24 protein-coding genes and 1 pseudogene are annotated in these 25,023 nt (G+C 70.3%); 10 read left to right on the forward strand and 15 right to left on the reverse strand.

Features of this window, described 5'->3' with window-relative positions:
* Position 1: 1 nt before the first annotated feature.
* The 4 genes from MKK84_RS03850 to MKK84_RS03865 all read right to left on the reverse strand — a co-directional run bounded on the left by MKK84_RS03850 (position 2) and on the right by MKK84_RS03865 (position 2,705).
* Positions 2 to 715, reverse strand: coding sequence for a DUF1223 domain-containing protein (locus tag MKK84_RS03850; RefSeq protein WP_243916713.1), 714 nt, complete (start codon positions 713 to 715; stop codon positions 2 to 4).
* A 68-nt stretch (positions 716 to 783) separates the two neighbouring features.
* Entirely contained in the window at positions 784 to 1,578 is a 795-nt protein-coding gene (locus MKK84_RS03855) for a creatininase family protein (RefSeq protein ID WP_243916714.1), read from the reverse strand.
* A 98-nt stretch (positions 1,579 to 1,676) separates the two neighbouring features.
* Positions 1,677 to 2,210, reverse strand: coding sequence for a protein phosphatase CheZ (locus MKK84_RS03860; RefSeq protein WP_243916715.1), 534 nt, complete (start codon positions 2,208 to 2,210; stop codon positions 1,677 to 1,679).
* 111 nt (positions 2,211 to 2,321) lie between these two features.
* The gene (locus MKK84_RS03865) at positions 2,322 to 2,705 is read right to left on the reverse strand and encodes a response regulator (RefSeq protein ID WP_091719055.1); all 384 of its coding nucleotides are present in this window, start codon (positions 2,703 to 2,705) and stop codon (positions 2,322 to 2,324) included.
* Positions 2,706 to 2,997: 292 nt separating this feature from the next.
* On the opposite strand from MKK84_RS03865, the gene MKK84_RS03870 reads away from it, so the two are divergent.
* Together MKK84_RS03870 and MKK84_RS03875 are read left to right on the forward strand one after the other, a co-directional pair.
* Positions 2,998 to 3,984: a bifunctional riboflavin kinase/FAD synthetase gene (locus tag MKK84_RS03870; RefSeq protein ID WP_243916716.1), complete on the forward strand. Its 987-nt coding sequence runs from the start codon at positions 2,998 to 3,000 to the stop codon at positions 3,982 to 3,984.
* Positions 3,985 to 4,048: 64 nt separating this feature from the next.
* Entirely contained in the window at positions 4,049 to 4,267 is a 219-nt protein-coding gene (locus MKK84_RS03875) for a DUF2093 domain-containing protein (RefSeq protein ID WP_243916717.1), read from the forward strand.
* A 3-nt stretch (positions 4,268 to 4,270) separates the two neighbouring features.
* On the opposite strand, the gene lpxK is transcribed toward MKK84_RS03875, so the two are convergent.
* Genes lpxK through MKK84_RS03890 form a run of 3 tightly spaced genes read right to left on the reverse strand, consistent with a single transcriptional unit; the run spans position 4,271 to position 7,367 of the window.
* The gene (gene lpxK, locus MKK84_RS03880; protein WP_243916718.1) at positions 4,271 to 5,254 is read right to left on the reverse strand and encodes a tetraacyldisaccharide 4'-kinase; all 984 of its coding nucleotides are present in this window, start codon (positions 5,252 to 5,254) and stop codon (positions 4,271 to 4,273) included.
* Positions 5,254 to 6,585, reverse strand: coding sequence for a 3-deoxy-D-manno-octulosonic acid transferase (locus tag MKK84_RS03885; RefSeq protein WP_243916719.1), 1,332 nt, complete (start codon positions 6,583 to 6,585; stop codon positions 5,254 to 5,256). Before MKK84_RS03885 ends, lpxK begins: the two co-directional genes overlap by 1 nt.
* A complete protein-coding gene (locus MKK84_RS03890; protein WP_243916720.1) occupies positions 6,582 to 7,367 on the reverse strand; it encodes a lysophospholipid acyltransferase family protein in 786 nt (261 codons plus the stop codon). Before MKK84_RS03890 ends, MKK84_RS03885 begins: the two co-directional genes overlap by 4 nt.
* A gap of 291 nt (positions 7,368 to 7,658) precedes the next feature.
* Between MKK84_RS03890 and MKK84_RS03895 the strand changes: the two are divergent.
* A pseudogene (locus MKK84_RS03895) lies at positions 7,659 to 8,150 on the forward strand (VIT family protein); the annotation flags it as partial.
* 89 nt (positions 8,151 to 8,239) lie between these two features.
* On the forward strand, positions 8,240 to 9,148 hold the full coding sequence (locus MKK84_RS03900; protein ID WP_243916721.1) for a metallophosphoesterase family protein: 909 nt from the start codon (positions 8,240 to 8,242) through the stop codon (positions 9,146 to 9,148).
* Between the two features lie 5 nt (positions 9,149 to 9,153).
* Here the strand turns inward: MKK84_RS03900 and MKK84_RS03905 are convergent, their stop codons facing one another.
* Complete coding sequence (locus MKK84_RS03905) at positions 9,154 to 9,303, reverse strand: hypothetical protein (RefSeq protein WP_243916722.1); 150 nt, start codon at positions 9,301 to 9,303, stop codon at positions 9,154 to 9,156.
* A gap of 308 nt (positions 9,304 to 9,611) precedes the next feature.
* On the opposite strand from MKK84_RS03905, the gene MKK84_RS03910 reads away from it, so the two are divergent.
* Positions 9,612 to 11,003: an amidase family protein gene (locus MKK84_RS03910; RefSeq protein ID WP_243916723.1), complete on the forward strand. Its 1,392-nt coding sequence runs from the start codon at positions 9,612 to 9,614 to the stop codon at positions 11,001 to 11,003.
* A 141-nt stretch (positions 11,004 to 11,144) separates the two neighbouring features.
* Here MKK84_RS03910 and MKK84_RS03915 read toward each other — a convergent pair whose 3' ends face one another.
* The 4 genes from MKK84_RS03915 to MKK84_RS03930 are packed head-to-tail and all read right to left on the reverse strand — an operon-like array spanning position 11,145 to position 17,881.
* Positions 11,145 to 12,278, reverse strand: a complete 1,134-nt coding sequence (locus MKK84_RS03915) for a M20/M25/M40 family metallo-hydrolase (protein ID WP_243916724.1) — start codon at positions 12,276 to 12,278, stop codon at positions 11,145 to 11,147.
* Positions 12,275 to 13,747, reverse strand: a complete 1,473-nt coding sequence (locus MKK84_RS03920) for a M81 family metallopeptidase (RefSeq protein ID WP_243916725.1) — start codon at positions 13,745 to 13,747, stop codon at positions 12,275 to 12,277. Before MKK84_RS03920 ends, MKK84_RS03915 begins: the two co-directional genes overlap by 4 nt.
* Positions 13,748 to 13,778: 31 nt before the next feature.
* On the reverse strand, positions 13,779 to 16,340 hold the full coding sequence (locus MKK84_RS03925) for a penicillin acylase family protein (protein WP_243916726.1): 2,562 nt from the start codon (positions 16,338 to 16,340) through the stop codon (positions 13,779 to 13,781).
* Positions 16,337 to 17,881: an acetolactate synthase large subunit gene (locus MKK84_RS03930; RefSeq protein ID WP_243916773.1), complete on the reverse strand. Its 1,545-nt coding sequence runs from the start codon at positions 17,879 to 17,881 to the stop codon at positions 16,337 to 16,339. Before MKK84_RS03930 ends, MKK84_RS03925 begins: the two co-directional genes overlap by 4 nt.
* A 213-nt stretch (positions 17,882 to 18,094) precedes the next feature.
* On the opposite strand from MKK84_RS03930, the gene MKK84_RS03935 reads away from it, so the two are divergent.
* Positions 18,095 to 19,708, forward strand: coding sequence for an ABC transporter substrate-binding protein (locus tag MKK84_RS03935; RefSeq protein ID WP_243916727.1), 1,614 nt, complete (start codon positions 18,095 to 18,097; stop codon positions 19,706 to 19,708).
* A 4-nt stretch (positions 19,709 to 19,712) separates the two neighbouring features.
* Positions 19,713 to 21,104, forward strand: coding sequence for an amidase (locus MKK84_RS03940; RefSeq protein ID WP_243916728.1), 1,392 nt, complete (start codon positions 19,713 to 19,715; stop codon positions 21,102 to 21,104).
* A gap of 77 nt (positions 21,105 to 21,181) precedes the next feature.
* On the opposite strand, the gene MKK84_RS03945 is transcribed toward MKK84_RS03940, so the two are convergent.
* The gene (locus MKK84_RS03945) at positions 21,182 to 21,508 is read right to left on the reverse strand and encodes a hypothetical protein (RefSeq protein ID WP_243916729.1); all 327 of its coding nucleotides are present in this window, start codon (positions 21,506 to 21,508) and stop codon (positions 21,182 to 21,184) included.
* A gap of 103 nt (positions 21,509 to 21,611) precedes the next feature.
* A complete protein-coding gene (locus tag MKK84_RS03950) occupies positions 21,612 to 22,316 on the reverse strand; it encodes a sigma-70 family RNA polymerase sigma factor (RefSeq protein ID WP_243916730.1) in 705 nt (234 codons plus the stop codon).
* A 203-nt stretch (positions 22,317 to 22,519) separates the two neighbouring features.
* Here MKK84_RS03950 and nthA point away from each other — a divergent pair, with 203 nt between their 5' ends.
* Genes nthA through MKK84_RS03965 form a run of 3 tightly spaced genes read left to right on the forward strand, consistent with a single transcriptional unit; the run spans position 22,520 to position 24,143 of the window.
* Complete coding sequence (nthA, locus tag MKK84_RS03955) at positions 22,520 to 23,167, forward strand: nitrile hydratase subunit alpha (RefSeq protein ID WP_243916731.1); 648 nt, start codon at positions 22,520 to 22,522, stop codon at positions 23,165 to 23,167.
* The gene (nthB, locus tag MKK84_RS03960; protein ID WP_243916732.1) at positions 23,164 to 23,823 is read left to right on the forward strand and encodes a nitrile hydratase subunit beta; all 660 of its coding nucleotides are present in this window, start codon (positions 23,164 to 23,166) and stop codon (positions 23,821 to 23,823) included. Before nthA ends, nthB begins: the two co-directional genes overlap by 4 nt.
* Entirely contained in the window at positions 23,820 to 24,143 is a 324-nt protein-coding gene (locus MKK84_RS03965) for a nitrile hydratase accessory protein (RefSeq protein WP_243916733.1), read from the forward strand. The genes nthB and MKK84_RS03965 overlap by 4 nt, the downstream gene beginning before the upstream one ends.
* Here the strand turns inward: MKK84_RS03965 and MKK84_RS03970 are convergent.
* Entirely contained in the window at positions 24,131 to 25,006 is an 876-nt protein-coding gene (locus MKK84_RS03970; RefSeq protein WP_243916734.1) for an MBL fold metallo-hydrolase, read from the reverse strand. The two genes, MKK84_RS03965 and MKK84_RS03970, sit on opposite strands and share 13 nt — an antisense overlap.
* Between the last annotated feature and the right edge of the window lie 17 nt (positions 25,007 to 25,023).

Here is a 25,023-nt window from a genome sequence, read left to right on the forward strand (position 1 = left end):
ATCATCGCAGCGCCTCCCGCTGCACCCCATCCTGATCGAGGCGGGCGGCAGCGAGGATGCGCCCGTCCTCCGCCTGAAGCAGAACGGCCGCCGCCTCACCCTCCGGACGCGCCGCCGCGAAGGTCGCAGCGCCCCCGGACCAGCGGCCGAGATCGCGGATCGCGCGGACGACGTTGGCCTGCTCCAGGGTGCGCCCGGCATTCTCGCCGCGCAGTACCCTCGTGGTGTGGCTCGGATCGAACCCGACCAGCACCACCTGAGCGTCGCCGTTCCCGGTGCCGACCCGTACGACGAGTTGATCGCCTTCGCGGGTCAGAGCCAGCGGGATGCCGGGTCCGGCCGCCCGGGCCCGCGCGATGGCGCCGCGCACAGCCGCCTCGTCGGATCCGACGAGGACGACCGTTCCGTCGATCACGGCCTGCGGCGTGTAGGTGGGCCCGCCGAGCCGGGCCGCATAGGCCTCCTGCCGCGCGGTCGCGGCCGGCAGCGCGTAGGGATCGCGCCAATTCAGATGGTTCCAGTAGGTGACGTGGAACGCGAGCGGCAGGATTTCGGCGCCTTCATGCGCGAGGCGCCCGATCAGCGCCTCCGCGGGCGGACAGGAGGAGCAGCTCTGCGACGTGAAGAGCTCGACGACGACGGGGCGTTCCGTGGCCGCGGCCGGGCCGAGGGCGGCACCGAGGAGGGCGAGGGCGATCGAGACGACAGGGCGCATGGACGAGATTCCTGCGCGCCGGTGGATCGATCCGGCGCACCCTTCTCTTCGCCCTGCGGCGGCGGCGGTTACGCGGGGTCCGACCCGTCGAGTTCGAACGCGTCCACGTCGCGCAGCAGCGCCACGAAGGCTTCAGCCCCATGCGCCAGGGCCGCGCGCCCGGCCTCCGCGGTGCCGAGGCGCGCGTCGCCGATGGCGCCGGACGGGTGAAGGTCGCCCGCCTTCCAGGCGAAGGCCGCGGGCCGGCCGGCGCGCAGATGGGTGAAATCGCGGACCATCGCAAGCGTCCGCGGCGGGAAATCGGCGATCTGGTCGGTCCGCACGAGGTCCGGCCGCAGCGCCAGCATCAGCGCGGTCTCGACGCCGCCGGCATGGATGCCGTGGGTGATCTCGCCGGCCGGAAACAGACCCTCCGGATAGCCGAACCGCGCCCAGGCGGTCGTCACCGCCACCATCCCGTGCCGCGCGCGCAGCTCGGCCGCCGCGAGATCAATGATCGCGCTGTTGCCGCCGTGGCTCGAAACCATCACGAGCTTGCGACAGCCCGCCCGGTGGAGGGCGGTGCCGATCCCCGTCCAGGCGGCCAACGCCGTCCCGGTGTCCAGCGAGAGCGTGCCCGGGAAGTCATCGTGTTCGTCGGACTTGCCGATCGCCTGCACGGGCAGGATCAGTACGTCGAGATCAGCCGGCGCGCGCGCACACACGCCAGCGAGGTAGCCCTCCGCGACGATCGTATCGGTCGCGAGCGGCAGATGCGGGCCATGCTGCTCGATGGCGGCCACCGGCAGCACCGCAATGGCACGCCGCATGTCGCGGCTCGCCAGTTCATCCGTGGTGAAGTCGGACCAGAACCGCGCCGCCATGCCTGCCGGGACCTCCCCCTGCGCCGGGCGGCGACAGGTCGCCAGGCCCCTCTAACCGGCGCAGGGCCGGCGAGTCGACAGGCGCCGAGCGAATCGACTCAGCCGAACAGCGCGTCGATATCGTCCTGGGACGGCACGGCTCCGTCTGCCTGGGGGCCGTTGAGCATCAGATCCTCGGCCCGGGCCCGGCGGGTACGCTCGGTCGGGTCCGTGGAGGCAGTGTCGCGCGCCTTCACGGCGCCTACGAACCGAGCCAGGCGCTGCTCGAACAGCCGCAGCGATTCGACCACTTTGGCGATCCGCTGCCCGGTGATGTCCTGGAACGCGCAGGCCTCGAAGATCGTGTTGATGCGCTCTTCGACCGCTGCGCGGTAGCCCGGCCCGTCGGGCAGGCCGAGCATGGCTTCGGCGGCTTCCATGATCGTGTTGGTGGCGCCGGCCGTCGCCGCGACGACGCTGCCGAGCTCCTCATGCGCCATGGGGATCCGGTCGCGACTCATCTCGTTCGCGCGGAGGGCCCCGATCTCCTCGCGGAGATGGGAGATGTACTCGGCAATCTCGCTCAACTCGGCGATGACGGCCTGCGGTTCCCGGAACCGCACTTCGGACTGCCGGGGGGCGGCTAACGACATGCTGTTCTCCTGAGATCGGCCACCGTCCGGACCATCCGCGCCGTGTGCGGGCGACTTCCGAAGGATCGGGGAGCCGGGCGGACGGCGCGGGGCGCGTGTCATCGATCTCAATCAGCTGCCGCAGACGGCTTCGATCTTCGATTTCAGGGTAGCGGCGTTGAACGGCTTGACGATGTAGTTGTTCACGCCGGCCTTCTTGGCGGCGATGACGTTCTCGGTCTTCGATTCGGCCGTCACCATGATGAACGGCGTCGTGCGAAGATTTTCGTCAGCGCGCACATGCCGGAGCAGCTCGTACCCCGTCATCGGCTCCATGTTCCAGTCCGAGATCACAAGGCCGTACTTGCGGTCCTTGAGACGGGCCAGTGCTTCGGTGCCGTCAGAAGCGTCATCAACCTCTTCAAAGCCGAGCTGCTTCAGAAGATTTCGAATAATGCGAACCATCGTCTGATAATCGTCGACAACGAGGATCGGCATGCTCAAGTCGAGAGCCATCGAACCACTACTCCGTAATTGCCCGGCGGGAGGCCGCGACGGCTCCCGGAAAGATTAACGCTTCGCTATGGCTGCAATTTAGCTGCGCCGCACGTGATTTTAAATAGGGCCTGCGCATTGCGAAGCCGTTAATTGCAGCCGGCGGCGCATGGGATGCCAAAGTGTTGCACCGCGGCATCCGCCCCTCGCTTGACCCTCCGGGCACCTTTCGGCAGGGTCCGGTCGCGTCGGCCCCCATGCGGGCATGGCCTGCGATCCGAACCCGACCTTTCGCGTATCCGACCCCGACACAATGGCCTCAGGCGACGAGACGGCGGCGCGGTCCTTCACCATCGGCCGTCCTGACACGCCGGTTCCGCCGGACCTTGCGGGGGCCGTGGCAGCGATCGGCAATTTCGACGGCATCCATCTCGGCCATCGCGTCCTCGTGGAGAGCGTGCGGGCGGCGGCTCGGGACGCCGGCCGGCCGGCCGTCGTGCTGACCTTCGAGCCGCACCCGCGGGCCTATTTCACCCCCGACGCGCCGATGTTCCGCCTCACCAGCCTCGCCGCCAAGGAGGTCGTGTTCGCGCGCCTGGGGCTCGATGGGCTGATCGTGCGCCGGTTCGACGGGGCGCTCGCCGCCACGGGCGCGCGCGCCTTCGTGATCGACTTCCTGAAGGACTCGCTCGGCCTGTCCGGCGTGGTGGTCGGTCACGATTTTCATTTCGGCCGTGGCCGTGAGGGCACACCTGCGGTCCTGGCTGATCTGTGCCGGGAGGCGGGCCTGAGCTGCCGCATCGTGGCGCCGGTCGCCCTCGGCGACGAGGCAGACCCGGTGTCGTCGAGTGCGATCCGCGCGGCGCTCGCCGCGGGGGACGTCGCCCGGGCCAACGCCCTGCTGGGCTACCGCTGGTTCGTGCTGGGCCCCGTCCGCCACGGCGACAAGCGCGGCCGGCAGCTCGGCTTTCCCACCGCCAACGTGATGGTGCCCGATTGCGGTCTTGCGCACGGGATCTACGCGGTGCGGGTGCGCCTCGCATCGGGCCGGTTCCGCGATGGTGTGGCCAGCTACGGCCGCCGCCCGACCTTCGACGATGGGGCGCCGCTCCTCGAGACCTACCTGTTCGATTTCTCCGGCGATCTTTACGGTCAGGAGATCGCCGTGGAGTTCGTGGGCTATATCCGCGGCGAGGAGCGGTTCGCCAGCGCCGAGGCGCTGGTCGAACGGATGCACATCGACGCCGACGCGGCGCGGTCCCTGCTGGCGCACGATGCAACCCGGTCGATGCTGGACTGAGGTCCCGGGGGGATCGCCGGCCGCGCTGATCGTGTAGAAGGGCGGCATCAAGCAGGAGGCGGACGTGCTGGGTCGTTACGAGCGCGCGAACAACGGCGAAGCGGTGGTCGAGTACGGCGACGGCACCATGCGGGTGGTCAAGCCCGGCAGCTTCGTGCGCTGCGCGGTGACCGGCGAGCCGATCCCCCTCGATGGGCTGCGCTATTGGAGCGCGCTGCGCCAGGAGGCCTATTCCTCCCCCGAGGCGATCCTGAAGCGGCTGAAGGAGACCGGCCGGCCCTGATCGTCAGGGAGCGGTATCGATCACCTGTCGCAGCTGGCGGCGTACAGCGTCCGGATCATCGAACACGAGGTGCACGCGCAGCACCCGCACCTGGGTCACGAAGGACGCGGGCAGGCGCACGGCGTCCTTCTCGGTCGTGACAAGCTCGGCATCGAGTCGCCGCGCCGCCTCGACCAGGGCGGCCAGTTCGCCGTCCCGATAGGCATGGTGATCCGGGAAGGCGCGCTGCGCGGCGAGCGTGGCCCCTGCCTCAATCAGGGTGGCAAAGAATTTTTCCGGGCGCCCGATGCCCGCGAAGGCGAGGCAGCGTCGGCCGACCCAATCGTCCGTCTCCCGGACGAGGCGTGCGCGGTGGACCGGAACGCCCCGGCCCGCGGCGGCCCGGGCGATGGCGTCGCCCGGCGCCCCTTCACCGAGGACGATCAAGCCGCCGACATGGGGCCATTGCCGGGCGAGCAGCGCCCGCAGTGGCCCCGCCGGAACGGGCAGGCCGTTGCCCACGCCGACGGGTGCATCGACGACCACGAGGCTGAGATCCTTCACGAGCGACGGGTTCTGCAGCCCATCATCCATCACGATGGCGTCGGCACCCAGTCTCCGACACAGGGCGGCTCCTCCCGGCCGATCGCGCGCGACGATCGTCGGCGCCTGACGGGCGAGCAGCAACGGCTCGTCGCCGACCTCCACGGTGCTGTGCCGGCGCGGATCGACCTGCACCGGACCGGCCGTCCGGCCGCCATAGCCGCGGGACAGGAAGGCGGGTGTACGCCCGAGTTCGGCAAGCAGACCCGCGACGGTGAGCGCGGCGGGCGTCTTCCCCGCCCCACCGAGGGTGAAGTTGCCCAGGCACAGAACCGGACAGCCCGCCCGCACGCCCGTCCGGTCCATGCGCCGGGCGACCAGCGCCCCGTAGGCTGCCCCCGCGGGTGCCAGGACGCGCGCCAACGGATGGTCCGGTCCGGAAGCCCAGAATCCCGGAGGCCGCATCAGGCCCGCGCGAGCGGGCGCACGCGACCGCCCCGGTCGAGGCGTTGCAACTTCATCTGCGCGACGAACGGGTCGAGAACCGCGAGCGTGCGGGCCACAGCCCCCTCAAAGGGCTGAAGGGCCCGCTGTCCCGCCTGCGTCATGGTGGCGAGCCGAGCCTGATTCCCAAGGAGCTCGCCCGCGACCGCGGCCAGTTCGACGCCGTCCTGCACCGCCACGGCCCCGCCGGCCCGATCGAGCGCTTGGTAGACTGTGCCGAAATTCTCGACATGCGGTCCATGCAGCACCGCCGTGCCGAGGCGCACCGGCTCGATCGGGTTCTGGCCGCCCCGGCTCACCAGCGAGCCGCCGAGGAACCCCAGGGGAGCGAGGCGGTAGAACAAGCCCAACTCGCCGATCGTGTCGGCGACATAGACGTCCACGGACGGGTGGGGGCGCCCTCCGGCGGAGCGCCGGGCGCTCCGCAGGCCCAGGGCTGATGCGCACTCGACGACCTCCGCGCCCCGGGACGGATGCCGCGGGGCAATGAGCGTGAGCAGCTGGGGGAAGCGCTCCTTCAACAGGGCGTGTGCGTACGCAATGGTGGAATCCTCACCCGTATGCGTGCTGGCCGCGATCCAGATCGGCCGTCCGGCCACCATGGACCCCAGATACGCGAGTTGCTGCGGATCGGCCGGGGGCACCGAGGCGTCGAATTTCAGGTTGCCGGAGATGCTCACGCGCGGCGCGCCGAGCTGGGCGAAGCGGGCCGCATCGTCCTGGGTCTGGCTGAGGCAGATCGCGATCCGCGACAGGAGTGCCTTGGCGGTGCGCGGGCAACGCTCCCAGCCGCGGAACGAGCGTTCCGACATGCGGCCGTTGACCAGGATCAGCGGAATCTCGCGCTCGTCGAGCGCCAGGATCATGTTGGGCCAGATCTCCGATTCAGCGACGACCGCGAGGTTCGGCTGCCAGTGATCGAGGAAGCGCGCCATCCAGCGCGGGGCATCGAGGGGCATGTACTGATGGACGGCGCCGACCGGCAGGCGGGCGCCGATCAGGTCGGCGGCCGCGCGGGTGCCCGTGGTCACCAGAACCGAGAACCCGCGGGCGATCATGCCCTCCACGAGACCGATCAGCGACAGGGCCTCGCCGACGCTGGCGCCGTGCATCCACGCCAGGGGACCGACCGGGCGGGCCCGCCCGGGCAGGCCGCGCCGCTCGGGGAGCCGCAGCGGATCCTCCTTGCCGCGCTGCGCCCGCCACGCGAGGAGCCCGGACAGGGCCGGCTCGCCGACCCACAGGCCGGCCCGGTAAGCCTGCAGCGGCAGGGTCACGGAGGGACGCCTCATGCGGCGTCTCCCACGGGTGCGGCGGCCTCGACCGTGGGCGCATCGCGGTAGAGCGCCGCCCGGTCGGCGCGCCCGACCAGCGCGTAGGCGCGGGCATGGACCCGGTTCATCTCGGCCTCGACGAAGCGCCGGAGCGTTTCGAAGGCTTCGCCCACGCTGTCGCGCGGCACATAGATCGGATCGCCCAGCACGATCGCGCCGCGCCCGAACGGCAGGCCTAGACAGGCGCGATCCCAGGACTTGAAGCGGAGATGCCGGCTCGTCACGACGGCGGCCGGGATGATGGGTCGGCCCGAGAGGCGGGCCAGGGTCAGGATGCCGGCGTCGCACCGGCGCGAGACCTTCGGCACGTCCGCGCTGAACGCCACGGACTCACCGTCCTTGAGCGCCCGCAGCATGGCCCGCAGCCCTTCGGCACCGCCCTTGGCGCGTACGTCCGCGGCCCGATTCCGGCCGCGGGCGCCCGAGGCCCGCATCACCCGGACGCCGAGCCGCTCCAGCGCGATGGTGTTGATGTTGCCGTCCGTGTTTCGCGAGATGATCGTGGCGACCCTGTCGTGGGACCGGCGCATCAGGGGCATCATGATGTGCTGGCCGTGCCACATGCCGGCGATCATCGGCGTGTGCGCGTCGATCCAGGCATTGGCCTGCCCGGCCGGCACGCCGCCGGCCTGGACCACGAAAGGGTTGGTCCGCTGCACCAGCCGCAGGTACGCCGCCGCGAAGCGGCCGAGCAGGCGCTGTACGCCGGGCTGACGAAGGAAACGCTTGCCGAGGCTCATGTCACGCCTGGGATGGCCGGACCGCCACCCGATCAGTTCCGGATCGAAATCGATCGCGCATGCTCTAGCCCCCGCGCATGAGACGAAACAATCGGCCCGGATCACAACCTGCGCGCGAAGCGCCGGTAAGCTGCTGCCCCCGGGGTGACGCGGATGCTCCCGCGGCACGGCGAAAACACGGCGGGCCCGCTTGTTTAGATTTATTCCAGACTATAGATTGGAATTGATCTAAAAGGGAGAGCCACTATGGCCGCCGTCCTCGAGAGCTCCGCGGCGTTGACTGGAGAAGCCCGCCGCGCCTTCGTCCTGCGTTACGTGCAACCCGGTCTCGCCGGCCTGATCGATGGTTCGGTCTCGACGCTGGCGCCGATCTTTGCGGCGGCCTTCGCCACGGGTCACAACCACGCGACCTTCCTGGTGGGCCTCGCGGCCTCGGTCGGGGCAGGGATCAGCATGGGCTTCACCGAGGCCCTGTCGGACGACGGTAGCATCACCGGCCGCGGCGACCCCTGGATCCGCGGCCTCGTCTGCGGCGCGATGACGACGCTCGGCGGTCTGGGCCACACGCTGCCCTACGCGATCCCCGACACCCTGCCGGCCGGGTGGCCGAACCCCTTCTGGCTTGCCACGGGCCTCGCGGTCCTGGTCGTCATCGTGGAGCTCGTTGCGATCGCGGCGATTCGCACCCGCTACATGGCCACGCCGTTCCCGCGCGCAGCCCTGCAGGTCATGCTCGGTGGCGCCCTGGTTCTGGCCGTCGGAATGCTCATTGGCAGCGCGTGACGGGAGGTGCTTGACGGCGGCGCCCGCGCCCGCGATGCGGGGCCGGCTCCTCGGCCGCTCCCGGGCCGTCCCGCGCGGGATTACCGGCGTTGACCTTCCGCCTCGTCCACCTCAGCGATCCGCATGTCGGCCCCCTGGGCCGGGTGCGTCTGCATCAGCTCATCGGCAAGCGGGCCACCGGCTACGCCAATTGGCGGCGCGGCCGGTCGCGCAGTCACGACATGACCGTACTGGAGCGCTTGGTCGCCGATCTGAAAGGGCAGGGCGCCGAGCATGTCGCCTGCACGGGCGACCTGTGCAACATCGGCCTGCCGAGCGAGTGGGCGACGGCGCGCACCTTCTTGGAGGCATTGGGCCCACCGGATGCGGTGAGCTTCGTGCCGGGCAATCACGACGCCTACGTCCGCGGCTCCCTGGAAGGGCTGCTCGAGGCCTGCGGCGCCTACACGGGCGACGATTCCGGATCCGTCGGCCGCTTCCCCTATCTGCGCCGGCGCGGACCGCTCGCCCTGGTCGGCTTGTCGAGCGCGATCCCGACGAAGCCCTTCGTGGCGACGGGACGCCTGGGCGCACCGCAGCTGGCTGCGGCCGAATCGCTGCTCCGGGCGCTCGCCACCGAGCCGGGCCGTCCATTCCGGGTCGTGATGATCCATCACCCGCCGCAACCGGGCGGCGCAACGGCGGGCCGCGAATTGCTCGACGCAGCGGCTTTCACGGCAATGATCGGACGCGCAGGTGCGGAGTTGATCCTGCACGGCCACAATCATGTGACCAGCACCGCCCGTATCCCGGGACCCGACGGGCGCGGCGTGCCGGTCGTGGGTGCGTCTTCAGCTTCGGCCCGACCCGACGGGCATGGGGCCGTCGCGGCGCGCCGGGCCTCGTACATCGTATACGAGATCGCCCAGACGGGAGAGCGCTACGCACTCGCGGCCCGGCGCCGCGGACTGGGCGCCGAGGGCACGATGTGCGACCTCGGCCCCATTGATGTGACCTGAGCCGATCAGGCGACGGCTGCGAGCTTCTGCCCTGTCAGGCTGGCTTCGTAGCGCTCGGCCTGGAGCCGTGTCAGACCGCAGATCAGGGCCAATGTGCCGCGATACACGGTGTACGTGCCGTCATGCGTCGGCTTGACGCGAATCACCTCTGCCATGGGTCTCGTCCTGTGTTGGAGGTTACTTGCCGTGGACCGAGGAGATCGTCCCTCCCTCGTGAATGGGTCTGTTGAACGCGCGAACACTGAGCACGTTATCGATCGGACCCATCGTGGCAAGGGTCGGATACGGATGAATGCTTAGGTATTTCCGCTGCAGCGCGGCAAATCCTTGTGCGGACTGGCGATCCCCGGCTGCGCAAAAAAGCGGCGGCTGGCCTGCATATTGAATGCAACGATGCCACCGTGCCCGGCGACGCGAATCAGGGGCGGATTTTGGCCCCTCGGGGCGCGCGAGAGGAATTTCGATGCAGCTTTGGCGTCTGACGGCGACCGACCTGTCGGCTTTGATTCGGACCGGCCAGGTCTCGGCCCGAGAGGTGGCGCAGGCGGCCCTGGACCGGCTCGACACCGTCAACGGCCGGATCAACGCCGTGGTCGAGCATCGCCCGGAGGAGGTGCTGGCGCAGGCGGAGGCGATCGATGCCGCCCGCGGTCGCGGCGAGGCCCTCGGGGCCCTGGCGGGCGTGCCCGTGACCGTGAAGGTGAACGCCGACCAGCGCGGCTTCGCGACCACCAACGGGCTGCGGCTCCAGCGCGATCTCATGGCCGCGGACGACAATCCCGTGGTCGCCAATCTCCGCCGGGCCGGCGCGGTGCTGCTCGGGCGGACCAACACGCCGGCCTTCTCGCTGCGCTGGTTCACCACCAACCAACTCCACGGCGACACCAAGAACCCGCGCGATCCGGCGCTGACGCCGGGCGGCTCGTCGGGCGGGGCCGGCGCCGCGGTGGCGGCCGGGATCGGAGCGATCGCCCACGGCACCGACATCGCCGGCTCGGTGCGCTACCCGGCCTATGCCTGCGGGGTGCACGGTCTGCGCCCGAGCCTCGGCCGCATCCCGGCCTGGAACTCGTCTTCCCCCGAGCGCGGGATCGGACCGCAGCTCATGGCCGTATCGGGCCCGCTGGCCCGCAGCATCGCGGATCTGCGCCTCGGGCTGGAAGCCATGGCGGCGCCCGAGCCGCGTGATCCCTGGTGGGTGCCGGCGCCGCTCGTGGGCCCGGAGGTCCCGCGCCGGGTCGCCCTGTGCGTGCGGCCAGGCGGTCTCGCCACCGCGCCGGAGGTCGAGGCCGCCCTCCGGGATTCGGCCCGCCGGCTGGCGGAAGCAGGCTGGACGGTCACCGAAATCGCTGACACGCCGCCGATCCGTGAGGCGAGCGAGCTGCAGCTCCAGCTTTGGCTGGGCGACGGCTATGCGGCTGTCCGTGCAGCGGCCGAGCGCGAGGGTGACCCGGCGGCGATCGGCCTCCTCGAGAGTTTCCGGGCGCGGGCCGAGGCGATGCCGCCGGACGCGATCGCCCGGGCGCTGACGCTGCGCCTCACGCTCGCCCGGGATTGGTCGGTGTTCCTGGCCGAGAACCCGGTGCTGCTCGTGCCCGTCTCGGGCGAGCTGCCGTTCCCGGACGGGCTCGACCGGACGGAGGCCGGCATCGCCCGGGCCTTCGAGGCGAACCTCCTTCAGGTCGGGCTGGCGCCGCTCGGGATCCCGGCGCTGACGGTGACCACAGGCCTCGTCGGGCGCACGCCCGTGGGCGTGCAGCTCGTTGCGGCCCGCTACCGGGAGGACCTGTGCCTCGCAGCCGGCGCGGCGATCGAGGCAGCGGGGGTGCCGGAGATGCCGGTCGATCCGGCCTGAGCGCCCGCGTGTCCAGGGTTTCCAAAGGGCCAAAGCCCTTTGGTGGGTTGTCAGGGCAAAGCCCTGACTATCTCGGGGGAAGCCCGACGCCAGGGCTCCGCCCTGGACCCGCGAAAGGGCTCGCCCTTTCGAAACCACGACTCACGCCGCCCCGAGGCTCGCCAGCAACGCCGCGAACAGCTGCGCCCGCCGCGGCAGCGTCTCGATCAGCACGTGCTCCTCCAGGGTGTGATAGCCCTGGCCGAGGGGGCCGAGGCCATCCAGCGTCGGGATGCCGTTGGCACCCGTGAAGTTGCCGTCCGAGCCGCCGCCAGCGCTGCGGTGGGGCAGCGAATGGCCGAGCGCCTCGCTCAGACGCCGCGCCGTCTCGTAGAGGGCCATGCAGCCGGCATCGGGCTCCCAGACCGGCCGGGTCACGCCGCGGGTCACGGTGAAGCGGACGCCGTCCTCCTCCCCCGCCAGCGCCAGAATCCGCGTGACGCCGCGGTCGAGATCGGCTTGGCGTTTGGCCATGCTGAGCGCCTGGCCGCGGCAGAGCGTCGGCACGCAATTGACCCATTGCCCGCCCGAGACGATGCCGGTGGAGAAGGTGCAATCGGCATCCGACAGGGCATCGATCGCGAGGATCTTGCGCGCCATGGCGCGGATCGCCGAGCGCCCCTCGTGGGGCGAGGCTCCCGCATGACTCGGGCGGCCGGTTGCCTCCAGGTCGAACCGCGCGATGGCGTAGCGACCGGTCACCACGCCATTCTCCGGCTGGCCAGGCTCGGGCACGAGCACGAAGGCGTGGCGAGCGGCCTCGGCCTCGATCAGGTCGCGGGTCGAGGGGCTGCCGACCTCCTCGTCGCCGGTGAACAGCACGGTGATCGGCAGCGGCGTCTCGATCCCGGCCGCCGCGAGCGCACGGATCGCCGCCAGCGCGATCACGTTGCCGCCCTTCATGTCGAGGATGCCCGGCCCGTAGGCGCGCTCGCCTTCGATCCGCCAGGGCAGGGCGCCCAGCGTCCCCACCGGGTGGACGGAGTCGAGATGGCCGAGGATCAGGATCCCCGGCTCGTCCCGGCGCGGATGCGCGAAGCGCGCGCGGACGCAATCGCTCAGGCCCAACCGCCCCGGGATCGTCTCGACCCGCGCCCCCAAGACGGCGAGGTCGCGGGCGGCCACGCCCATCATCCGGTTGACCGCGGCCGCATCGTAGGTCGGGCTCTCGCACTCGACCCAGGGGCGCAGCGTCGCGAGGATCTCGCCCGCGTCGAGGTGCAGGTCCGGGATCATTGGGCAGTTTCCTCAGCAAAGGGATCGGCGACGCGCGGCCAGTAGGCGCCCGAGCGCTTCGTGTACGGGATCGCGCCGTAATCCGGCGGGACCGCGCCGGGCGCCGCCACGTAGCGGACTTCACTCGCGATGGGCGCGAAGGCGGCATAGAAATGCTGCATCGACTTCACCACGACGATCCGCTTGTCGTCGAGGCTGAGCCCAAGTCCCGTGAAGGCGTCCGGCGCGAAGGCCTGCTGGCGCTTGTGGGTCAGCACCACGTGGAGCCCGTCGGCCTCAACCCAGGCGGCGGGGCCGAGATGGGCCCGGCCGCCGCTGAGCCCGGTCTGGCTGTGGTCCTCGGAGAGGCCGCGCACGGTGACGCGCAGGTCGACGGGATCGCCCGAGGTCACGCCGCACTTGCCGCCGATCCGGAGGGTGAAGCGCGCCCCGAGCCCGGCCTCGTGGCAGATCCCGACCGCGCCGGGATCCCAGATCAGGCCGAGGGCGACGTCCCGCACCCCGCGCTCCGCCAAGCGCGCGAGGATCGCGGTGTTGTCCGAGGGCGCGCCCGCACCGGCATTGTCGGCGAAGTCGGCCAGCACCATCGGGCGCGGGTCGTCGGAAGCCAGCGCCGCATCGATGGCCGCATCGATCGTGTCGCAGCGGCTCGCCGCCTCTTCGCGCATCGCCCAGACGGCGCCAGCGAGTTCGTCGCCGAGCGCCTGCGCCTTGCTGGCATCGCCGTCGGCGATGACGAGCATCTTGGCGCCGACATCGGCCACGTCGCCCCACGGGAAGCCGTGCCCGAAGGAGACCGACAGGATGCCGTCCCGCCCCTCCAGCGATTCCATCCGGCGCACGAAGCCCGCGACCGGCTCGCGGCTGGTGCGCCACATGTTGATGATCCGGCAATCGGCATAAGCCATCACCGGCCGGATCTCGTTTGCGACCGACCGCATCACGAGCGGATAGAGATCGCGGGCGCGGTCCACGATATCGGTGTGGGGGTATTCCTTGTAGATCACGATGACGTCGGCGCTCGTCCGCATCGTCTCGGTCAGGTGGCAGTGCAGATCGAGTTCGACGCCGATCACCGTGTCCGGACCCACGATGGCGCGGACCCGCTCCAGGGTGTCGCCCTCGCAATCGTCATAGCCCTCGGCCACCATGGCGCCGTGCATGAACAGCAGCACCGCGTCGACCGGCAGGGCGGACTTCAGATCCTCCAGCAGGGCGTCGCGCAGTTCCTCATAGACGGCCCGGAGCGTGATCCCGCCGGGCTGTGCGAAGGTCGAGAGGCTCTCGACGACCGTATGACCGTCGGTCTCGGCCAGTTCGCGCCACGCCTTGAGGCCGATATTGCTGAGGCTCGGCGGATTTCGGGTGCCGTCCCGGCGGGCGTAATCGGCGTGGAAAGCCGCGCGGCCCGTAGGCAGCGGCGCGAAGGTGTTGGTCTCGGTGGCGAGGCCCGCGATGAAGATTTTCAAGGTTCCGTCCCACTCCGTCCCGGCCGCCCGGTCAGGCGGGGCTCAAGATGATGATCGTCTCGGTGGCGGCGTCGACAGCCTCGCGGCCGTAGAGCATCGGCACATGGTCCTGGCGGCCCCAGATCGGGGCCAGGTCGGCGTAATGCGGGCTGCCCGGGTCCCCGGACTGGCCCGGCACGTTGACGAAGACCGATCGGTCCCAGTCGCCCACGTCCACGATCATGCGGAACGAGGCGCCGTGGGTGAGCCGGAACGTGTCGGTCCGGTACTCCGCGTGCATGACCGATGCCGCGGACCCGCCGACCGGCAGCGGGCCGACATCCCAGGCGTGATCGGGCCTCAGGGCGGTGAGGGGATGGGCGAACAGGGCGTGGTGCAGTCGGCCCCAGGACCATCCACCCCGCGGGTTGGGCTGGTGGAGCCGGAGGGTACTCTCCTCACCCTTGTGGGGAGGAGTTGGAGGTGAGGGTGGTACAGGATCGAGCGGGGCGGTGCCTTCTGCACCGCCCCCACCCCTAACCCCTCCCCGCAGGGGGGAGGGGGAAAGCGCTGTTTTCAGAGGATTTTGCTGCCCGTCGGAGGACGGCGCGGCCGATACGAGCCTCCCCATCGGGTCCGCCCCCATCCGCTCCAGGCAATCCCGGAACGCAGCCCCGAGGGCGTCCGCCAGAACCGCGTCGCGCGCCGCCGGCTCGAGGCCGTTTTCCAGCCGCTCGATCAGGCTCTGCGTATCGCCCGGCGGCAGCAGGCGCCGGGTGCCGGCATCGGGCACCAGCACCTTGAGCAGGGCCGGCCGCAGGTGGTGGACCCAGCATACCTCAATGAGAGCAGCTGCCGCGGAATCCGGATCCAGTCGGCCCTCGAACGACGCCAGCAGCGCCTGGGCCGAAGCGACATCGGGATCGGAGGCGGGCGACATGGCCCGGACCAGATCGGCGAGCCGCAGAGCGGGCTCGGAGAAAGCGTCGCCCTGAAGCGCGCGCGAATCCTCCAGGCTGTGCCGGGTCTGGTCGCCGAGCACCGCCCGGATGCGCCGGGCGCGCCAGGGCTCGGCCCACTCGAACCCGACCTTGTGCGCCTCCGCGGGAAAATCCGGCGGCAGGTTCATCTCGTTGGCGGTGGCGAGCCAGCCCGCCTCCGGGTCGAGACTGCGGGGCAGGGTGCCGGGATCGTGGAACCCGGCCCAGTCGTACCGGCCGTCGCCCGGCACCGGGATCAACCCGTCATGGGCCGGCCGCACCGGCGCCTTGCCGGTCATGAACCATGCGATCCGCCCCGCGGCATCGGCGTAGAGTTGGTTCACGGACGGCGCCGACCAGTGCCGCAGGGCTTCGCCGAAGGCCTCGGGGCTGCTGGCGCCGAGATAGGCGAGGCTGCCGAGATAGGCGGCAGCACCCGGCTCGGACCAGACGGTCCGCAGCGCGAAGGCGCGGCCCGCAGCCTCGCGGATCACCGGGCCGTGCCGGGTGTAGCCGAGCACCACGGTCTCGTCCGGCCCACCGCGCACCGGGATTTTCTCCACGACGCGCTCGATCGGCGCCCAGCCGTCGCCGTAGCGGTAGCGATCCGGACCGGCCGGGTCGGTCGCGCAAACGAAGAGATCCTCCTGATCCATCGGCGCGATGGTCAGGCTGAAGGCTGCGTGGCCGTTATGGCCGATCGAGATGCCCGGCAGCGCCGGCTCGCCGGCCCCGATCACGTCGAGGCCCGGCGCTGTCAGATGGACCGCGTAGCGCAGGGACGGCTGCAGGTAGACCCGGTGCGGATCGCTCGCCAGGATCGGACGTCCGGTCTCGGTGCGGGATGGCCCCACCACCCAGTTGTTCGAGCCTTCAGCCGGCTCCTTCGGGGCGGCGCGCGGTCCCCGCGTGACGGCGCCGTGCGCGTCCACCTTGCTCCAGGCCCAGGCCTCGTCGCGGGTCGCCGCCAGACGTTCGGGCGAGAAGCCCACCGTCGCGGTGGCGAGGCGGAAATCGTCGAGGAGATCGTCCGGCCAGTCGGCGGCATCGAGTCCGTCCGGCACCAACGGTTCGTGGGGCGGGCTGATCCGCTTGCGCAGGTTGTCCGCGGCAAGCCCGGCCTCCCGGGATTCGGCGCGGGCCAGAACGCGGGCGCGGGCGACCTCCGAGAGGACGTTGCGCACCAGACCGTGGCTGCGGATCCGCACCACATCCTCCGGCTGCCAGCGGGCCGGGCGGGTGTCGGTGAGGGCGAATTCCGGCGGTAGCAGTTCGGGCCGCGCCTCGGTCAGTGCCACATAGGCGTTGAGCCCGTCCACGAAGGCCGTGACGATGGCCTTCGTATCCTGCGGCCCGTAAGCAGCCCATTCGGCCGCCATGTCACCCCGGAACAGGAACAGCCGGGCGGCGCGGTCCTGCGCGAGGTAGCCGGGTCCGAAATTCGCCGCCAGCAGCCCGAGACCGCGCTTACGCCAGAGGTCGAGCTGCCAGAGCCGGTCCCGCGCCGCGTTGAAGCCCTGCGCCCGGAAGGCGTCGCGGGCCGAGCCAGCCCGGATATGCGCCAGCCCCCAGCGGTCGACTCGGATCTCGGCCGGGCCGTCGAGCCCGGGGAGGGCGTATGTGGCCCCGCTCACAGGGCGACTTCGATGAGGTGCGGCCCCGGGTTGGCGAGCGCGTGCTGGAACGCCTCGATGAAGTCCGAGAGGGTTTCGACGCGCCGTCCCTCAACGCCGAATCCCCTGGCGAGGCTCACCCAATCCAAAGCCGGATCGTCGAGGCTCAGCATGCCGATCGCCTTCGGGCCGGGATTGAGCGCGCCGACATTGGTCAGCTCAGCTCGCAGGATCGCGTAGGAGCGGTTCGACCAGACCAGCGTTACCACGTCGAGGCGTTCCCGCGCCTGGGTCCAGAGCGCCTGCACGGTGTAGAGCCCGCTGCCGTCGGCCTGCAGGTTGATCACCTTCCGGTCGGGGCAGGCGATGGCCGCGCCGGTCGCCATCGGGATGCCGAGCCCGATCGAGCCGCCGCTGAGCTGCAACCACGTGTGGGGCGCCGCGTCCCGGGTCAGGGCGAAGAAGTTGCGGCCCGTCGTGATCGACTCGTCGCAGATCACCGCACCCTTAGGGATCAGCGCGCCGAGCACCTGCCCGATCGTGTCCTGATCGAGCGGCCCCGAGGTCGGGAGCTTCGGTCGAGGGGCGGCGGCGACCGGCTCGGCGGGCGGGGCGCCGACGGCTTCGGCCAGCCGCTCCAGGGCGTCGATCTGGTCCTCCTCGGGGGTGGCCAGCATGATGGTGGAGGAGCCCTCGGGCGCCAGCAGGCTCGGCTTGCCCGGATAGGCGAAGAACCCCACCGGCGGGGTCGCGCCGATCAGGATGATATGGCGAAAACCCTTCAGGGCGTCGATGCCCTGGTCGATCGGATAGGGCAGACGCTCGATCGGCACGGTGCCGGCGCCGCGATCGATCCGGGCATTCGACGTCATCGCCATCAGATGCGCACCGGTCTCGCGGGCGATCCGATCGGCGATGACCCGGCCTTCGTTCCGCACCGCCCGGTCGCCGAGATGCAGGAGCACCGGCTCACCGCTCTGCAGCGCGCTTACCGCGGCCGCGATCGCGGCGTCACCGGCCTTGGCCCGCTCGGGGATCGCCGGCACCGGTGCCGGCCCGGTCCCGGGATCCCAGGCGGTGTTGGCGGGCAGGATCAGGGTCGCGACCTGACCGGGCGCGGTACAGGCAGCCGCGATGGCGGCGGCGCCGTCCGGGCCGATCTCGGCGGCGCTCATGCCGGTCCGCACCCAGGACGACATCGGCCAGGCCAGACCTTCGATGTCGGACGTCAGCGGCGCGTTGTATTCCCGGTGGTAGGTCGCGTGCTCGCCGACGATGTTGACCACCGGCGTGCGCGCCTTCTTGGCGTTGTGAAGATTGGCCAAGCCGTTGGCGAGGCCCGGCCCCAGATGGAGCAGGGTCGAGGCCGGCTTGTCGGCCATGCGGGCGTAGCCGTCGGCAGCGCCGGTCGCCCCGCCCTCGAACAGGAACAGCACGCAGCGCATCCCCTCGACCCGGTCGAGGGCGGCCACGAAATGCATCTCCGAGGTGCCGGGGTTCGTGAAGCAGACCTCGACCCCGCCCTCCACGAGGGTCCGGACGAGGCTCTCGGCCCCATTCATGGCGGCCGGCATCCCATCGCTCACGGGCAGCTCTCCCTCTCGCTGGCGGCCTGGGCGGCGCCATGGATTCTGTATTATCGTGACGCCATGGCGGCCCAGCGCAAGGGGCGGCAAGTGACATCTCCCGTTCGCCGAACGCTGGCATCATGGCACGGTCTGGCGCGGGACTTGCCCGAGGCGAGCCGCACCTTCCACCCGTGGGGTCCGATGAAAATGCGCCGCCTGATTGCCGCCGCCCTGGCCGGTTCTGTCGCTTTGACTGGACCCGTCGTCCTGGCGGGGCCTGCCAGCGCCGAGAGCGTGCTGCGCATCGCCATGACGGCCACCGACATTCCGACCACGACGGGGATGCCCAACAACGGCTTCGAGGGCATGCGCTTCCTCGGCTACCCGATCTTCGAGGGGCTGGTGCAGTGGGACCTGAAGAGCACCACCAAGCTCGCCGGCATCGTCCCGGCCCTGGCCGAGCGCTGGGAGCAGGACCCGAACGACAAGACGCTCTGGACCTTCCACCTGCGCCAGGGCGTCAAGTTCCATGACGGCACCGCGTTCAACGCCGACGCGGTGATCTGGAATCTCGACCGCTACTTCAAGAACGACAGCCCGCAATTCGAGCCGCAGGGCGCGGGCATCTCCCGGGCCCGGGCGCCGCTGGTCGGATCTTACAAGAAGATCGACGACGCGACGGTTCAGATCACCACCACGCAGGTGGCGTCGTACTTCCCCTACATGGTGGTCTATCTGCTGTTCACCTCACCCGCATCCTTCGACAAGGCGGGGCGCGACTGGAGCAAGGTCGCCGCGCTGCCGGCGGCCGGGACGGGGCCGTTCAAGATCACCCGCGTCGCCCCGCGGGAAGCGGTCGATCTCGCGAAGTTCGATGGCTACTGGGACCCGGACCGGATGGCCAAGGTCGACCGGGTCCGGCTGCTGCCGATCCCGGAGGCGAATGCCCGGGTCGCGGCCCTGCGGTCCGGACAGGTCGACTGGATCGAGGTGCCGGCGCCCGACGCGATCCCGTCCCTGAAGCAGGCCGGCTTCACCATCACCACGGGCTCCTACCCGCATGTCTGGCCCTACATCTACAACATGGGCGCCAAGGACAGCCCTCTGAAGGACGTGCGTGTCCGGCAGGCGCTGAACTACTGCGTCGATCGGTCCGCCCTGGTGGAGCTGCTCAACGGAACGGCCGAGCCGGCCACGGGATGGCTCAACGACAAGGACCCGAATTTCGGGTCTCCGAAGAACCGCTACACGTTCGACGCCGCCAAGGGGAAGGCGCTGCTGGCCGAGGCCGGGTATTCGGATACGAAACCCCTGAAACTCAAGATCATGATCTCGTCGTCCGGCTCGGGCCAGATGCTGCCCATGCCGATGAACGAGTACCTGCAGGAGAACCTGAAACAGGCCTGCAACGTCGATCTCAGCTTCAACGTGGTCGAGTGGCAGGTGCTGCTGAATTCCAGCCGCGCGCTGCCGGATGCGCAGAGCCTGCAGGGTTCGTTGGCGCTCAACGTCTCCTCGCCCTCGTCGGACGCCGCCGTGATGGCGCGCTACTTCGGGGGCGACCGCTTCCCGCCGGCCGGCTTCAACTTCCCGAACTGGAAGGACGACGCGTTCGACGCCGCCCTCAAGGCGTTGGCCGAGACCGCCGACGCCAAGGTGATCGACGCCCAGACCAAGGCCGCGCACGAGCGCCTCGTGGACAACCCGCCCTGGCTGTTCATCGTCCACGACCTCAACCCGCGCGGGATGGCGAAGACGGTCCACGGCTTCGTCTCGCCGCAATCCTGGTTCGTCGACCTCACCCTCGTCAGCGTGCAGTAAGCCGATGCCCGATCTCGATCCCGTCCACGCCTCCGCGGCCGAACTCGCCCGGGCGATCCGGGCACGCAGCCTTTCGCCGGTCGATGCGGTGGACGCGCTGCTCGGGCGCATCACGCAGCTGGAGCCGAAGCTTCAAGCCTTCACGGAAGTGTTCTCCGCCGATGCGCGCCTCGCCGCCGAGGGGGCCGACCGGGCGATCCGGTCGGGCCACGCGGTTGGGCCGCTCCATGGCGTGCCGGTGGTACTCAAGGACCTGATCGATCTGGAGGGCCGGATCACCATGGGCGGCTCGGCCGCGCACCGTGCCCGGAGGGCCGAGCGCACCGCAACCGTCGCCCGCCGCCTGATCGCGCAGGGGATGATCGTGCTGGGCAAGACCCACACGGTGGAGTTCGCCTATGGCGGCTGGGGCACCAACCAGCATCTCGGCACGCCCTGGAACCCCTGGGACACGGAGGTTCCACGCACGCCCGGCGGATCGAGCAGCGGCACCGGCGTCGCGGTGGCGGCCCGGATGGCCCCGTGGGGCCTCGGCACCGACACCGGCGGCTCCGTGCGCCTGCCGGCCGCCTTCTGCGGGCTGACGGGGCTCAAGGTGACGGTCGGGCGCGTCTCGACCTGGGGGATCGTTCCGCTGTCGACGACCCTCGACTCGCCGGGGCCGCTCGCCCGCACGGTAGAGGACGCCGCGCTCCTCTACGAGGCGATCTCCGGGCCGGATCCCCTGGATCCGACCACCCGCGGCGTCCAGCCGGCGGCACCCTGGCCCACGCTCAACCGCGGGGTGCGCGGCCTGCGCCTCGGCCGCATGCCAGCGGTCGAGCGGCAGGGCGTCTCTTCCGACATGCTGGCCGCCTACGACGACGCCCTCGACCGGCTCGCCCGCGCGGGCGCCGAGATCGTGGACGTGGCCCTGCCGTTCCGGTTCAGCGACTGCGTGGCGATGAGCGCGATCACGAACGCCGAAGCCTACTTCGTCAACGGGACGCTGGCTGAGGACCCGTCCGCGCAGCTCGGCGACGCCGTGCGGGCCCGGATCCTGGCCGGCGCCACGGTCTCGGCGCAGGCGTATCTCGGCACGCTCCACCGCCGCGCCGCGATGAAGCAGGCCTATGCCGAGGCGCTGGAGGGGATCGATGCGCTGCTGACGCCGACCACGGAGTCGGCTGCCGTGCCGCTCGCCGCGGTCGACGAGGCGCAGCTGCCCTCGCGGTTCACCCGGTTCGGCAACCTACTCGATCTCTGCGCCCTGGCGCTGCCGAACGGCTTCACAGCCGATGGGCTTCCGCTCTCGCTCCAGATCTCTTGCGGCGGCTACGAGGAGGCGATGGCGCTGCGGATCGGGCAGGCCTTCCAGCAGGCGACCGAGTGGCATCTGCGTCAGCCATCCCTGTGAGGACCGGGGCCTACGCGCCGCGCGTGGTTCCGCGCGGCGGCCATGCCCATCTTGAAAGACGCGTCAGTTCAACCGCGTCAGCTGTTGAACAGGCCATAGATGACCGTCACACAGAACCAGATCGCCGCAAGCAATGACCAGACGGACTTCGTCGATGCGATGAATTCATTGATTCCGAAATGGTGCATGAGGAAGGCGTAGAGGCAGGCCACGTAGAGGAAGCCGAGCACCTGCGCCGTTGATGTCGACAGGAGGCCGATTCCCCAAGCCGCCGTGACGATGGCGAGGCCGAAGAGGCACAGGCACAACGCCAAGAGGGCGGGATGGGCCGCCCACCACTGCGCTGTCGTGCCGTTGTTCTGTGAAATCGCCTCCCTCTTCGCCCCCGAATCGATGACCGGCACCGATCATAACGGGCTGCGACATGCTGTCATGTCGGGCGGCGCACATCGTCTGCGGGTGCCAAGCGCCTTCCCGCGCCGGAGCTGCGCAGTCGAGGCCGTCCAATCAGGCCGCCGGAGCCTGCCCGGCCACGACAACCCCGAGGGTGCCGAGCAGCGAGGATCGGGCGCGGCTCACCCGGCTCTTCACGGTGCCGACCTGGCACCCGAGCTTGCTCGCCGCCTCCTCGTAGGTATGGCCCTCGGCGCCGACCAGCAGCAGTGCCTGCCGCTGCGCCACCGGCAATCCTTCGAGGCGCGCCCATACGACCTTGAGGGTGCTGGCATCCTCCTGATCGGCGAGGCTGGTCATCTGGCCCGCGTGCGTTCCGTCGACATCCTCGATCTCGCGCCGGGTCTTGCGCAGCTCCGAGTAGAATTGGTTGCGCAGGATCGTGAACAGCCACGCGGTGAAGTTCGTGCCGGGGCGGAACCGTGTCTGGTTGGCCCAGGCCTTGACGAAGGTCTCCTGGACGAGATCATCGGCCCGGTTGACGTCCCCCGCCAGGGACAGCGCGAAGGTCCGCAGCGCCGGCAGCGCCTTGATGATGTCGCCGCGGAAATCGAAGGGCACAAGCTGGCCGTGGGCGGCGACCGCGACCTCGAACCGCGCGAGCAGATCTCCGAGTTGCGCCGGCAGCGGCTCCAGCTCGACGAGCTTGAAATAGTCGCGGATCGGCAGGGCGAGGTGCTGCCCGATGGCCGTGGCGTAGCCGTCGGCCTTGCGGTCGATTTCGGCCCTGCTCGACGGCTTCGTGGCGTCTTCGATCATGGACGTATCCGGATCCCGTTACTTGTATACTGGAATTTCTCTAACATCCGTACCGGTGTAAATATGAACCGATACCAAACGCTCCCAGCGGTATCGGGAGGTAGAGGCAACGTGCGCCTAACGGCCGAGGTTAATCCATCCGTGCTTCCGAGCTGGAAGCTGGCTGTCCGACGGTGCAGACTGCGCATCGTGAGGAGCGAGCGATGAATCATCACCACGGGGATCACGACCACGTGCATCACGGCAGCGAACTCTCGCCGGTCGAAGCCCGTGTGCGCGCGCTGGAATCGCTGCTGACCGAGAAGGGGTATCTCGACCCAGCCGCCCTCGACGCGCTGGTCGAACTCTACGAGACCAAGGTCGGTCCGCATCTGGGCGCCCGGGTGGTGGCCCGGGCCTGGGTCGATCCCGCATTCCGGACGCGGCTGCTGACCGAGGCCACGCCGGCGATCGCGGAACTGGGCATCGGCGGGCGCGGCGGCGAGCACATAGTGGTGGTCGAGAACACGCCCGAGATGCACAACCTCGTCGTCTGCACGTTGTGCTCCTGCTATCCCTGGCCGGTGCTCGGCCTGCCGCCGGTCTGGTACAAGGCGCCGCCCTACCGGGCCCGGGCGGTGATCGATCCCCGCGGCGTGCTCGCGGAGTTCGGGGTGACGCTGCCGGAGACCACGCGCATCACGGTCTGGGATTCAACCGCCGAGACCCGCTACATGGTCCTGCCGCTGCGTCCTGCGGGGACCGACGGCTTTTCCGAAGACGCCTTGGCTGCCCTCGTCACGCGCGATTCCATGATCGGCACCGGGCTACCCAAGGCCCTGCCAGTCGAACCCGCGGAGATGCCGGTATGAACGGTGCCCAGGATCTCGGCGGCGCGCACGGCTTCGGGCCGGTGGTGCCGGAGCCGAACGAACCGGTGTTCCACGCCGCGTGGGAGCGGCGCGTCTTCGCGATGGCGCTCGCCATGGGCTATACCGGCGCCTGGAACCTCGACGGCAGCCGCGCCGCCCGCGAGTCGCTGCCGCCGGCCGAATACCTCGCGTCGAGCTACTACGCGATCTGGCTGAAGGCTCTGGAGAAGCAGCTCGCCGCCACCGGGCTGGCCACGCCTGCCGAGATGGAGGCCGGCCGCGCTATGGAGCCGGCCAAGCCCGTGGCGCGGACCCTGGCGCGCGATGGGCTGGAGCAACGCTTCCGGGCAGGCTTCCCGAGCAGCCGGGCGACCGACGCCCCCGCCCGCTTCGCGCTCGGCGACGAAGTCCTGGCCCGCAACATCCACCCGACCACGCATACGAGGCTGCCGCGCTACGTCCGCGGCAAGCGCGGGCGGATCGTGCGAGTCGACGGGGCTTTCGTCTTTCCCGATACCAACGCCTATCAGGGGGGCGAAAATCCGGTCTGGCTCTACACAGTTGCGTTCACCGCGCAGGACCTATGGGGCGAGAGCGGCGATCCCGGCGGGACCGTCACGGTGGCGGCCTTCGAACCCTATCTGGAACCCGCGTGACCGATCCGTCGCCCAGCCCCTTTTCGGCGCCCTGGGAGGCCCAGGTCTTCGCCATGGTGGTCAGCCTGCGCGAGGCCGGGCTGTTCACGTGGTCGGAATGGGCGGAGCGTCTCGGCCAGGGCATCCGCCCGGCGGGCGCGCCCGAGCGACCCGCCGATTACGGCGCGTGGCTCGCCACCCTGGAGGGCATCCTCGCCGAGCGCGGCGTGGCTGACCCCGAGAACGTCGCGGCGCGCACCGAGGCGTTTCGGCGGGCCGCCGAGGCGACGCCGCACGGCGAGCCGATCCACCTGGAGAACGACCCGCTCTACCGACCCTGAACGCGCAGGCTGTCGAGCGGCACCGGCGCGGCGTGCGACCGTCCGGTCATCAGCTGGTCGAGGAGGGCCAGCACCTCCGGCCGGCCGCAATTGCGCGCCGGCTCGAACGGCGTCCAGGTCTGCACGAAATCGAGGCGCTCGAACACGTCGCGGTAACGGCGCAATTCGTTCGGGGTGAGCGGCACGCCGCGCACGAAGGCCTTGTGGGCCGAGATCGTGGTCGCCCGGCGGAAATCCGTCGGATCGAGTTCGAACTTCAGCGCGTCGCCGCAGAAGCAGATTTTTCGTGAACGATCGTAGAGAACCGCGTGGCCGTCGAAATGACCCGCGGTCCGATGCAGCTCCAGCTTCGGCAGCGGCTCCAAGAAATCGTCGAACGGCCAGCTCACCTGCAGCGCCGCGCTCCACGTGAAGTCGGCGGCGGCCAGGCAGAGTTCCGGGTCGAACCGGTCCTGCAATTGCGGCAATGCCCCGTAGGCGTGCGGATGCGAGGCGGAGAGCACCGCCATGCCGCCGAGGCGTTCGATCTGGTCGAGGGCGGCCTCGCTGAACACCGGGCAGCCCTCGAAACCCATGTTCCCGTGCTCGGTCTGGATCAGGTAGGCGGATGGGCCGATGCCGGAAACCGGATCGTTCCAGAACCGCCACACGCCCGGCTCCAGTTCCTGCCAGTGGCACGGGAAGGCATCCTGTGCCTCCCGCGCCGTGCGGAAGCGCCAGCCGTCCTGCGGCACGACGTGGCGGGCATCGAGACACATCGGGCAAGCGGGCGGGGTCTCGAAGTGGCGCTGCCAGAATCCACAATTGTCACAGGTGTAGGCAGGCAGCTTCAGGGCGCCCGCGAAGGGCAGATAGCCGGGCATTTTTTTGAACCTTCTTC

Origin of the sequence: Methylobacterium sp. E-065, assembly GCF_022829605.1 — a bacterium.
Classification (GTDB): Bacteria; Pseudomonadota; Alphaproteobacteria; order Rhizobiales; family Beijerinckiaceae; genus Methylobacterium.